Raw genomic sequence first — 10,977 nt, forward strand, 5'->3', positions numbered from 1 at the left:
CGGAGGGCGGCCGCACGGCTACCTCAGCACCATCGCCTGCCCCGCCACCACCAGCAGCACGCTCTCGCACTCACCCGCGAACGCCGCGTTCAGCCGCCCCAGTTCGTCCCGGTACCGCCGCCCCGACGCCGTCGCCGGGACGATCCCCGACCCGACCTCGTTGGAGACGGCCACCAGCGTCCGCCGGGTCGCCCGTACCGCGTCCGTCAGCTCCCGCACCCGCTCCCGCAGCGCCTTCTCCCCGCCCGACGCCCACTCCGTGTCGTCCCACGCCCCGACGGAGTCCATCGCGTCGGTCAGCCACAGCGACAGACAGTCGACCAGCAACGGCGGCCCGTCCTCCGCCAGCAGCGGCACCAGTTCGCAGGTCTCCGTCGTACGCCAGGACCCCGGCCGCCGGTCCCGGTGCAGGGCCACCCGCGCCGCCCACTCGGTGTCCCCGCCGCGTGTCCCGCCCGTGGCGACGTACAGCACGTCCGGGAAGGACTCCAGCCGCCGCTCGGCCTCCACGGACTTCCCGGACCGCGCCCCGCCCAGCACCAGCGTCCGGCGCGGTACGTCGGGCACGTCCTCGTACACTCCGACCGTCAGCGTCGTCCCGTCCGGCACCGCCCGGGCCCCGGCCGCCGCCAGCCGCCGCCGGGACTCCGCGCCGGGCGGCACGTCGTGGTCCAGATGCACGGCGACGACATCCGTGGCAGGCCCCACCGCACCCACCGCCCGCAGCCGCGCCAGCGCGTCCGGGCGCCCCACGACGTCGAGGAGCACCAGGTCGTACGAGTCCACGCTCCCGTTCTCCAGCCCGGCCGGTGCCCCGCCCGGCGGCAGGTACAGCAGCCGCTGCCCGTCGGGACCGGTCACCGCGTACCCGGTGCCGCCCGCGTCCATCGCCACCGCCCGCACCCGATGCCCCGTCAGCAGCGCCAGCTCCCGCCCGTCCGGCACCCGCACCGGCTGCGGCAGCCCGGACGGCACCTCGACGGCAGGCCCGTCGTGCGGATGCGACAGCAGCGCCTGGCGCACCGCGCCGAGCGACCGCCCGGCCCGCGCCGCCGCGAACGCCGCACCCGGCGTCAGATCCAGCAGCAGCGTCCCGTCCACCAGCACCGAGGTCGCGGCCCGCGCCTCCGCCCCGACGGCACGGGCACACACCGCACACGGACAACCAGGACGAGGCAGCCCCTCAGGAGCACCGGTACCGAGCAAAGTCACTTCCACGCCATGATTTTCACCCGTACCGACGGTTCTCGCTTCAGCGGACGCCCCGAACAACGCGCCCCGAAGGGCGGGGGCTGTATTGATATGCGGCTCCGCCGCGTGGCGCGCTCAGCCCCCACCGAGCCCGCACACAAGCCCACAACCAGCGGAGTTTTTCCCGGCACCCTTATACGATGCACCAGTTGGATCAAAGGAGGCCTACATGGCGGCATGGACGTGGCGGTTCGAGAAGGCCGACGGGACGGAGGTCCAGCCCGCGGTGGAACCCGAGGAGTTCACCACCCAGGGCGACGCCGAGTCCTGGATCGGCGAACAGTGGAAGGCCCTGCTGGCCGGCGGCGCCGACCAGGTGAGGCTCTACGAGGACGCCACCGAGATCTACGGCCCGATGAGCCTGCACGCGGACGAGTCCTGAGACGTGCCGGTCCGGGGCGGCCCGCACAAGGCCGCCCCGCCGTCACTGCCCGCTACTGCTCGCTCAGTGTCACATCCACCGTCCGCCGGACGCCGTCCCGGCTGTACGTCACCGTCGTCCGCTGCCCCGGCCGGTCCGACGCGAGCGACACGGCCAGTGAGGTGATGGTGGTGATGTCGTCCTCACCCACCTTGGTGATGATGTCCCCGGCCCGGATGCCCGCCTTGTCGGCCGCGCCCCCCGGCCGCACGTTCACCACGGCCACCCCGGCGGGCTGGTAGTTCTCGTCGACGACGGTGCGCCCGGTGATGCCCAGCGCGGCCCGCCCCGAGTCGGTGACCTTGCCCTGCTTGATGATCTGGTCGGCGACGGTCCGCACCATCGACGCCGGGATGGCGAACCCGATCCCGGGCGCCGCGCTGCCGCCGAGGTCGGGGTCGCTCGCGGCGAGCGTGGGGATGCCGACGACCCGGCCGTCCAGGTCGACCAGCGCACCGCCGCTGTTGCCGGGGTTGATGGCCGCCGAGGTCTGCACCATGTTGGGGATGGTGGCGCCCGTACCGCCGCCCTCGCGGTTCTCGCTGACGGTCCGTCCGGTCGCCGAGACGATGCCCTCGGTCACGCTGGACGACAGCCCGAGCGGCGAGCCCATGGCGAGGGTGATCTGCCCGACCTGGACCTTCTCGGTGTCCCCGAAGGAGGCCGCCTTCAGCCCGTCCGGGACCTTGTCGAGCCGGATGACCGCCAGGTCCTGCTCGGGATAGGAGTAGACGAGCGTCGCGGTGAGCGGTTCCTCGTTGTTGGCGGTCGTCACCCGGAACGTCTTCTCGTTCCCGACGACATGCGCGTTGGTGACGATGTGCCCGGCGCCGTCGTAGACCACGCCCGAGCCCAGGTCGCTGCTGGCCTGGATCTGCACGACCGACGGCAGGACGTCCTTGATCACCTTCTGGTACTGGTTCTGCAGATCGGTCGCCGACATCGGGACGGCCGCCGCCCGGGCCGCCCCGGTCGAGGTGTCTTCGGCCGCTCCGCCGCCGAGGGCGGAGCATCCGGAGACGGCGAGGACGAGGCAGCAGGAACCGAGCGCGGCGGCCGTACGAAGGGTCGTCCGGCGGGCGGGGGAAGCGTCCATGTCCCGAGTCTCGTCGCGCCGCTGACGGTCCGGCGCGTGCTGCTGATCCGAACGAGCGGCGCCCGCGGAGCTCAGCCGCGGACCCCGCACAGATGCAGCAACGCGGCGACGGCCCGGTACGGATCGGTCCGCCCGGCCCGCTCCTCCGCCGCGAGGAGGGTCTCCACGTCGTCGGGTATCTCCGCGTCGTCCGCGGCCGTGTCCGTGAACACCCGTACGCCGTACCAGGAGTGCAGGGGCGCGCCGATCCCGGCGAGGGCGTCGGTGAGCGTGCCCAGCCGGTCGGCCCGGACGTCCAGGCCGAGCCGGTTGCGGTAGGAGACCGAGTCGAAGGCGCCGAACGCGCCCGCCCAGTCGCCGCTCAGCCCCGGCCGCATGGCCAGCGCGTCCGCGTTGCGCACCAGCAGCGACAGCAGTCCGCCCGGCGCGAGCATCCGGGCCAGTCCGGCCAGCAGCGCGTCGGGCTCCTCGACGTACATCAGCACACCGTGGCAGAGCACCAGGTCGAAACTGCCCGGCAGGAAGTGGACGCCGGTGTCCCGGCCGTCCCCCTCGACGATCCGCACCCGCTCGCGGATGCCCTCCGGCTCACCGGCCAGGGCCTGGCGCGCGGCCGTGACCATCGCCGGTTCCTGCTCGACCCCGGTCACCTGGTGCCCGGCCCGGGCCAGCCGCAGCGCCTGCGTGCCCTGGCCCATCCCGACGTCGAGCACCCGCAGCCGCTGCCCCACCGGGAACCGCCCGGCTATCTGCTCGTCGAGCTGACGGGCCACCAGCTCCTGTCGTACGACATCACGCAGCCCGCCCAGCCTGGTCAGCCAGACCTTCGCCGCACCCCCGGAGAACGGCTCTGTGCTCAGGGCCGCTCTCCGCGCTTGACCTGCGGCTTGGGCAGCCGGAGCCGGCGCACCTGGAGGGAGCGCATCAGCCCGTAGGCGACCGCGCCCTTCTTGTTCTGGTCGGGGAAGCGCTCGGCCAGGCGCTTGCGCAGCCGGAAGCCGCTGACGGCCGCGTCGAGCACGATCAGCACGATCACGATCAGCCACAGCAGCAGCGCGATGTTCTTGATCGCCGTGTTGTTGATCACGCTCATGATCAGGATGACCACGGCCAGCGGCAGGAAGAACTCCGCCACGTTGAAGCGCGAGTCGACCCAGTCACGGGCGAACCTGCGGACCGGCCCCTTGTCACGGGCGGGCAGGTACCGCTCGTCGCCGGTGGCCAGCGCCTGGCGCTGCCGCTCCATGGCGGCGCGCCGGTCGTCGCGCTGACGCTTCGCGGCGTCCTTGCGGGTCGTCGGCGTGTTGGCCACGCTGCGCCGCTGGGTCTGGGCCTCACTGCGCTTGGGCGTGGGCCTGCCCTTCGGGGCCTGCGGGTCACGGGTCTGCTTGGAGTCGGTCACCGCCGCCTTGTCGGCGGGGGCCTTCTCTTCCTTGGCACGGCTACGGAACACAAAACCCAAGGGTACGGGGTGGCGGGGTGTGGGCCCTAGTCGGGCGGGGAACGATCCCGCAACGCCAGTCGTCTCCATGGGGGACAGAGGGGATGTCGCAGGCGTTCGGCTCGGGGAGTCACTCTCCTACCTGTGCCGGAGCGGGACTGTCCGCAGTCGTCCTTGGGGATGAGCGCATCGGTCCCCGAACAGTGCGGTAATGGAGGCAGGGCCCGTACTGTGGGTTCTGTCGCAGGATCGGTGAGCTGGAGTCCGTCAGAAGGGGGCGCGCGAAGCCCATGAGCGGTGTCATGAAGCGTATGGGGATGATCTTCCGCGCGAAGGCGAACAAGGCCCTGGACAGGGCCGAGGACCCGCGCGAGACCCTCGACTACTCGTACCAGAAGCAGCTCGAACTGCTGCAGAAGGTCCGCCGGGGCGTCGCCGACGTGGCGACCAGCCGCAAGCGGCTCGAACTCCAGCTGAACCAGCTCCAGCAGCAGTCCTCCAAGCTGGAGGACCAGGGCCGCAAGGCGCTCGCGCTCGGCCGTGAGGACCTCGCCCGCGAGGCGCTGTCCCGCCGCGCCGCCCTCCAGCAGCAGGTCACCGACCTGGAGACGCAGCACGCCACCCTCCAGGGCGAGGAGGAGAAGCTCACCCTCGCGGCGCAGCGCCTCCAGGCCAAGGTGGACGCCTTCCGTACGAAGAAGGAGACCATCAAGGCCACCTACACCGCCGCCCAGGCCCAGACCCGTATCGGCGAGGCCTTCTCCGGCATCTCCGAGGAGATGGGCGACGTCGGCCTCGCCATCCAGCGCGCCGAGGACAAGACGCAGCAGCTCCAGGCCCGGGCCGGCGCCATCGACGAACTCCTCGCCTCCGGCGCCCTGGACGACCCGACGGGCATGGCCAAGGACGACATCGCCGCCGAGCTGGACCGGCTCTCCGGTGGTACGGATGTGGAGCTGGAACTGCAGCGCATGAAGGCCGAGCTCGCCGGCGGTTCGCCCCAGCAGGCGATCGAGGGCGGCACCGGCCAGGGCCAGCAGGCACAGCAGCCGCAGGACACCCCGCGCCTCGACAAGCAGTAGCCGACGCCTGGAGGGCGACATGGCCGACATGGTCGTAAGGATCATGGGGGAGGGCCAGGTGAGGCTGGCCGACAGCCACCTCACCGAACTGAACAAGCTGGACGACGAACTCCTCGCGGAGACCGAGTCCGGTGACGAGGCGGCCTTCCGCCGTACCCTCACCGCCCTCCTGGACAAGGTCCGAGAACTGGGCACGCCCCTGCCCGACGACGCCCTGGAGCCCTCGGACCTCATCCTCCCGTCCCCGGACGCGACCCTGGAGGAGGTCCGGGCCCTGCTGAGGGACGACGGCCTGATCCCGGGCTGACGCGGCGCCCGGACCCGGGCTCTTCGGCCGACCGGGACGGGTGGGTGGGAAACCCGGCGGTGCCCGCGGCGGCCCGAGCGGACAGTTCCGGTCGGCACGAACCGGCCGTACTGTTCAGACCGTGAGCACCTTCGAACGAGCCCGGTGCACGGCCGGCGCCCATCCCCTCGCCGTGGACGCGGTCATCGCCGCCGGCGTCCTGGGGTGCATGGTCGTCAGCTCGTTCGCGGTGCCGCACGGTGCGCACGGTGTCGCCTGGGGCATCCGTACCCCGGCCCCGCTCAGCCTCGCCCTGATGACCCTGGCCGCCGCGGCCCTGGTGTTCCGCCGGTTCGCCCCGAAGACCGTGCTGGCCGTCACCGGCGCCGCCGCCGTCGTCGAGTGCGTCACCGGCGACCCCCGCGCCCCCGTCGCGATGGCGGCCGTCGTCGCCCTCTTCACCGTCGCCGCCACCACCGACCGCCGCACCACCCTGCGGGCGGGCCTGCTCACCATGATCGTGCTGACCACCGCCGCGATGGCCGCCGGACCGCTCCCCTGGTACGCCCAGGAGAACCTCGCGATCTTCGCCTGGACCGGCATCGGCGCCACCGCCGGGGACGCGGTCCGCAGCCGGCGCGCCGTCGTCCAGGCCATCCGGGAGCGCGCCGAGCGGGCCGAACGCACCCGCGAGGAGGAGGCCCGGCGCCGGGTCGCCGAGGAGCGGCTGCGGATCGCCCGCGACCTGCACGACGTCGTCGCCCACCACATCGCCCTGGTCAACGTGCAGGCCGGGGTCGCCGCGCACGTCATGGACAAGCGGCCCGACCAGGCCAAGGAGGCCCTCGCCCACGTCCGCGAGGCCAGCCGCTCCGCGCTCAACGAACTCCGCGCCACCGTCGGCCTGCTCCGCCAGTCCGGCGACCCCGAGGCGCCCACCGAGCCCGCCCCCGGCCTGCACGTCCTGGAAGAGCTCGCCGACACCTTCCGCAACGCGGGACTCCAGGTCGAGGTCGCCCGCGCCGACCACGGCACCACCCTGCCCGCCGCCGTCGACCTGGCCGCCTACCGGATCGTCCAGGAGGCCCTGACCAACGTGCAGAAGCACGCCGGATCCGAGGCCAAGGCCGAGGTGAGCGTCGTACGCGTCGGACCGCACATCGAGGTCACGGTCCTCGACAACGGCTCCGGCGAGGACACCGCCCCCGAGGCCGGCGGCGGCCACGGCCTGCTCGGCATGCGCGAGCGCGTCACCGCCCTGCGCGGCACCCTCACCACCGGCCCCCGCTACGGCGGCGGCTTCCGCGTCCATGCGATCCTGCCGGTCAAGACCGACACCGACGGCCGCAGTAACGGCCGTACGGCCGCCCTGGGGGATTCCGTATGACGATCCGTGTCCTGCTCGCCGACGACCAGGCACTGCTGCGCAGCGCGTTCCGCGTGCTCGTCGACTCCGAGCCCGACATGGAGGTGGTCGGCGAGGCCTCCGACGGCGCCGAGGCGGTCCGGCTGACCCGGGAGCAGCAGGCCGACGTCGTCCTGATGGACATCCGGATGCCGGGCACCGACGGACTGGCCGCGACCCGGCTCATCAGCGAGGACCCGTCCCTCGACCGGGTCCGGGTGGTCATCCTGACCACCTTCGAGGTCGACGACTACGTCGTCCAGGCACTGCGCGCCGGCGCCTCCGGCTTCCTCGGCAAGGGCAGTGAACCCGAGGAGCTCCTGAGCGCCATCCGGGTCGCCGCCGGCGGCGAGGCACTGCTCTCCCCGACCGCCACCAAGGGCCTGATCGCCCGCTTCCTCGCCCAGGGCGACGCCGGCGACGACGGCCGCGACCCGGCCCGCACCGAGCGCCTCGACGCGCTCACCTCCCGCGAGCGCGAGGTCCTCGTCCAGGTCGCCGGCGGGCACTCCAACGACGAGATCGCCGAGCGCCTGGAGGTCAGCCCGCTGACCGTGAAGACGCACGTCAACCGGGCCATGGCCAAGCTGGGCGCCCGGGACCGGGCGCAGCTCGTGGTGATCGCGTACGAGTCGGGCCTGGTCCGCCCGAGGATGGACTGATCTCCACCCGGGCGTACTGCGGCCGGAGTAGGAACCGGATAAGGGAACGGGACCCAGGGCCTACGTGAGCAGGGTCCCGCATGGGTGAGGGTGGTGGGGTGGGCGCTCACAGGTGCCCCCTGTGCCGCTCATCTGCCGCTCACAGCAGCTCACCGAAAAGAGACCCTGACCCATGTCCTGGCTGTCCAGATTCAGCCTCGCGCAGCGGGCCCTGATAGGCCTCATGTCCCTGATCGCGCTCGTCTTCGGGGCGATCGCCATCCCTCAGATCAAGCAGCAGCTGCTGCCGACCATCTCCCTGCCCGTGGTGTCGGTCATCGCCCCGTACCAGGGGGCGGCGCCCGACGTCGTCGAGAAGCAGGTCATCGAGCCGATCGAGAACAACCTCGAAGGCGTCGACGGCGTCACCGGCGTCACCTCCACCGCGAGCGAGGGCAACGCCGTCATCATGGCGTCCTTCGACTACGGCAACGACACCAAGCAGCTGGCGGCCGACGTCCAGCTGGCCGTCAACCGCGCCCAGCTCCCGGACTCCGTCGACCCGCAGGTCGTCTCCGGCTCCACCGACGACATGCCGACCGTGGTCCTCGCCGTCACCTCCGACAAGGATCAGCAGGCCCTCGCCGACCAGCTGGACAGGACGGTCGTCCCGGACCTGAAGAACATCGACGGCGTCGGCCGCGTCCAGGTCACCGGCGTCCGCGACCTCCAGGTCACCGTCACCCCGCAGGACGCGAGGCTCGCGCGGGCCGGGCTCACCTCCGCCGCCCTCGCCCAGTCGCTCCAGGCGGCCGGCGCGACCGTGCCGGCGGGCTCCTTCGACGAGGACGGCGCCAACCGCACCGTCCAGGTCGGCGGCGGCCTCACCTCGCTGCGGCAGATCGAGGACCTGATGGTCACCGGGCAGGGCGGGAAGAAGCCCGTGCGCCTCGGCGACGTGGCCACGGTGAAGGAGCAGGAGGCCCAGGCCGACTCGATCACCCGCACCGACGGCCGCCCCAGCCTCGCCGTGAACGTCACCATGGACCACGACGGCAGCGCGGTCTCCATCTCGAACGCGGTCAAGGACAAGCTGCCCAAGCTGCGCCAGGACCTCGGCTCCGGCGCCACCCTCACGGTCGTCAGCGACCAGGGCCCGGCGGTCTCCAAGTCCATCAAGGGCCTCACCACCGAGGGCGCCCTCGGCCTGGTCTTCGCGGTCCTGGTCATCCTGGTCTTCCTGGCCTCGGTCCGCTCGACCCTGGTGACGGCGGTGTCCATCCCGCTGTCGGTCGTCCTCGCGCTGCTCGTGCTGTGGACCCGCGGCCTCTCGCTCAACATGCTCACCCTCGGCGCGCTCACCATCGCCATCGGCCGGGTCGTCGACGACTCGATCGTGGTCCTGGAGAACATCAAGCGCCACCTCGGCTACGGCGAGGAACGGCAGTCCGCCATCCTCACGGCGGTCCGTGAGGTGGCCGGCGCGGTCACCTCCTCCACCCTCACCACGGTCGCCGTCTTCCTGCCGATCGGCCTGGTCGGCGGCATGGTGGGCCAGCTGTTCGGCCCCTTCAGCCTCACCGTCACCGCGGCCCTGCTGGCGTCCCTCCTGGTCTCCCTGACCGTCGTACCGGTCCTCGCGTACTGGTTCCTGCGGGCCCCCAAGGGCACCGCCGAGGACACCGCCGAGGCCCGCCGCAAGGCCGAGGAGAAGGAGGCGAACAGCCGCCTGCAGCGCGCGTACGTCCCCGTCCTGCGCTTCGCGACCCGGCGCCGCCTCACCAGCGTGCTGATCGCGATCGTCGTCCTGGTCGTCACGTTCGGCATGTCCGGGCTGCTGAAGACCAACTTCTTCGACCAGGGCGACCAGGAGGTCCTCACCGTCAAGCAGGAGCTGAAGCCCGGCACCAGCCTGGCGGCGACCGACGCCCAGGCGAAGAAGGTCGAGAAGCTCCTCGCCTCCATCGACGGCGTCAAGGACTACCAGGTCACCGTCGGCTCCTCCGGCTTCATGGCGGCCTTCGGCGGCGGCACCGACACCAACCAGGCGTCGTACTCGGTGATGCTGGACGACGCGAAGTCGTACGACAAGGTGCAGAGCGCCATCGAGGAAGGCCTGCACAAGCTGTCCGGCATCGGTACGACCACGGTGTCGGCCGGTGACGGCTTCGGCAGCCAGGACCTGAGCGTCGTCGTGAAGGCGGCCGACGGCGATGTGCTGCGCAAGGCCGCCGAGCAGGTCCGGGCCACGGTCGCGGGCCTCGACGACGTCACCGACGTCACCAGCGACCTGGCGCAGAGCGTGCCGCGCATCTCGGTGAAGGCCAACTCCAAGGCAGCGGCGGCCGGTTTCGACGACCAGACGCTGGGCGCCGCCGTCACCCAGGCCGTGAAGGGCACGACCGCCGCGAAGGCGACCCTCGACAACACCGAGCGGGACGTCGTCGTGAAGTCCGCCGAGCCGACCGAGACCCTCGCGCAACTGCGGGCGCTCAAGCTCGGCCCGGTCAGGCTCGGCGACATCGCCACCGTGAAGCTGGTGGACGCGCCGGTGTCGATGACCCGGATCGACGGCCAGCGCGCCGCGACCGTCAGCGCGAAGCCCACCGGTGACAACACCGGCGCGGTCAGCACCCAACTCCAGTCCAAGATCAAGGCGTTGAAGCTCCCGGCGGGCGCCACGGCCTCGATCGGCGGGGTCACCTCGGACCAGGACAGCGCGTTCAAGAACCTGGGCCTGGCCATGCTCGCGGCGATCGCGATCGTCTTCATGCTGCTGGTCGCGACCTTCCGCTCGCTGGTCCAGCCGCTGATCCTGCTGGTCTCCATCCCGTTCGCGGCGACCGGCGCGCTCGGCCTGCTGATCGTCACCGGCACCCCGATGGGCGTCCCCGCGATGATCGGCATGCTGATGCTGATCGGCATCGTGGTGACCAACGCGATCGTCCTGATCGACCTCGTCAACCAGTACCGGACGCAGGGATACGGCGTCGTCGAGGCCGTGATCGAGGGCGGCCGGCACCGGCTGCGGCCCATCCTCATGACGGCCCTGGCGACCATCTTCGCCCTGCTCCCGATGGCGCTGGGCGTCACCGGCGAGGGCGGGTTCATCGCCCAGCCGCTGGCGGTGGTCGTGATCGGCGGTCTGATCACCTCCACCCTGCTCACCCTGCTGCTCGTGCCGACGCTCTACGCGATGGTCGAGCTCCGCAAGGAGCGCCGGGCCGGGAAGCGGGCCGCCAAGAAGGGCCAGGGGGCCACGGAGTCCGCCCCCACGTCCGAGGAGCCGCAGCCCGCGGCCGTCTGACGGTCCCCGCCGACGGCGGCCGGTTCCCGGCACACCACCGGGAACCG

At 72.1% G+C, this 10,977-nt stretch carries 10 protein-coding genes; 6 read left to right on the top strand and 4 right to left on the bottom strand.

The genetic code is table 11. The features are described 5' to 3' along the window. Window positions 1–18: 18 nt before the first annotated feature. Window positions 19–1,218: a bifunctional adenosylcobinamide kinase/adenosylcobinamide-phosphate guanylyltransferase gene (locus ACGFZS_RS03870; protein WP_393793768.1), complete on the bottom strand. Its 1,200-nt coding sequence runs from the start codon at window positions 1,216–1,218 to the stop codon at window positions 19–21. A 202-nt stretch (window positions 1,219–1,420) separates the two neighbouring features. Here ACGFZS_RS03870 and ACGFZS_RS03875 point away from each other — a divergent pair, with 202 nt between their 5' ends. After that, complete coding sequence (locus ACGFZS_RS03875; protein WP_234542644.1) at window positions 1,421–1,633, top strand: hypothetical protein; 213 nt, start codon at window positions 1,421–1,423, stop codon at window positions 1,631–1,633. Window positions 1,634–1,685: 52 nt separating this feature from the next. Here ACGFZS_RS03875 and ACGFZS_RS03880 read toward each other — a convergent pair whose 3' ends face one another. From ACGFZS_RS03880 to ACGFZS_RS03890, 3 genes are all read right to left on the bottom strand, one after another. Then, window positions 1,686–2,768 (bottom strand): S1C family serine protease, encoded by a 1,083-nt coding sequence (locus ACGFZS_RS03880; protein WP_393793769.1) that lies wholly within the window; start codon window positions 2,766–2,768, stop codon window positions 1,686–1,688. A gap of 71 nt (window positions 2,769–2,839) precedes the next feature. After that, window positions 2,840–3,541 carry a methyltransferase domain-containing protein gene (locus ACGFZS_RS03885; RefSeq protein WP_359209434.1) on the bottom strand — a complete coding sequence of 234 codons (702 nt, stop codon included), beginning with the start codon at window positions 3,539–3,541 and terminating at the stop codon, window positions 2,840–2,842. Between the two features lie 83 nt (window positions 3,542–3,624). Further along, window positions 3,625–4,299: a DUF3043 domain-containing protein gene (locus tag ACGFZS_RS03890; protein ID WP_393793770.1), complete on the bottom strand. Its 675-nt coding sequence runs from the start codon at window positions 4,297–4,299 to the stop codon at window positions 3,625–3,627. A gap of 200 nt (window positions 4,300–4,499) precedes the next feature. Between ACGFZS_RS03890 and ACGFZS_RS03895 the strand changes: the two genes are divergently transcribed. From ACGFZS_RS03895 to ACGFZS_RS03915, 5 genes are all read left to right on the top strand, one after another. After that, entirely contained in the window at window positions 4,500–5,291 is a 792-nt protein-coding gene (locus ACGFZS_RS03895; RefSeq protein ID WP_365680235.1) for a PspA/IM30 family protein, read from the top strand. 28 nt (window positions 5,292–5,319) lie between these two features. Beyond that, the gene (locus ACGFZS_RS03900; protein ID WP_294008958.1) at window positions 5,320–5,598 is read left to right on the top strand and encodes a hypothetical protein; all 279 of its coding nucleotides are present in this window, start codon (window positions 5,320–5,322) and stop codon (window positions 5,596–5,598) included. A gap of 121 nt (window positions 5,599–5,719) precedes the next feature. After that, complete coding sequence (locus ACGFZS_RS03905; RefSeq protein WP_393793771.1) at window positions 5,720–6,964, top strand: sensor histidine kinase; 1,245 nt, start codon at window positions 5,720–5,722, stop codon at window positions 6,962–6,964. Then, window positions 6,961–7,644, top strand: a complete 684-nt coding sequence (locus ACGFZS_RS03910; protein WP_393537259.1) for a response regulator — start codon at window positions 6,961–6,963, stop codon at window positions 7,642–7,644. The genes ACGFZS_RS03905 and ACGFZS_RS03910 overlap by 4 nt, the downstream gene beginning before the upstream one ends. A 172-nt stretch (window positions 7,645–7,816) precedes the next feature. Continuing rightward, window positions 7,817–10,930, top strand: coding sequence for an efflux RND transporter permease subunit (locus tag ACGFZS_RS03915; protein ID WP_393793772.1), 3,114 nt, complete (start codon window positions 7,817–7,819; stop codon window positions 10,928–10,930). The last annotated feature ends 47 nt before the right edge of the window (window positions 10,931–10,977 follow it).

This window comes from Streptomyces sp. NPDC048288 (assembly GCF_043201555.1).
Classification (GTDB): Bacteria; Actinomycetota; Actinomycetes; order Streptomycetales; family Streptomycetaceae; genus Streptomyces.

Coding starts and splice junctions, on each gene's coding strand:
- ACGFZS_RS03875 (WP_234542644.1), top strand. CDS start 1,421: ATGGCGGCATGGACGTGGCGGTTCGAGAAGGCCGACGGGACGGAGGTC.
- ACGFZS_RS03880 (WP_393793769.1), bottom strand. CDS start 2,768: ATGGACGCTTCCCCCGCCCGCCGGACGACCCTTCGTACGGCCGCCGCG.
- ACGFZS_RS03890 (WP_393793770.1), bottom strand. CDS start 4,299: ATGGAGACGACTGGCGTTGCGGGATCGTTCCCCGCCCGACTAGGGCCC.
- ACGFZS_RS03895 (WP_365680235.1), top strand. CDS start 4,500: ATGAGCGGTGTCATGAAGCGTATGGGGATGATCTTCCGCGCGAAGGCG.
- ACGFZS_RS03900 (WP_294008958.1), top strand. CDS start 5,320: ATGGTCGTAAGGATCATGGGGGAGGGCCAGGTGAGGCTGGCCGACAGC.
- ACGFZS_RS03910 (WP_393537259.1), top strand. CDS start 6,961: ATGACGATCCGTGTCCTGCTCGCCGACGACCAGGCACTGCTGCGCAGC.
- ACGFZS_RS03915 (WP_393793772.1), top strand. CDS start 7,817: ATGTCCTGGCTGTCCAGATTCAGCCTCGCGCAGCGGGCCCTGATAGGC.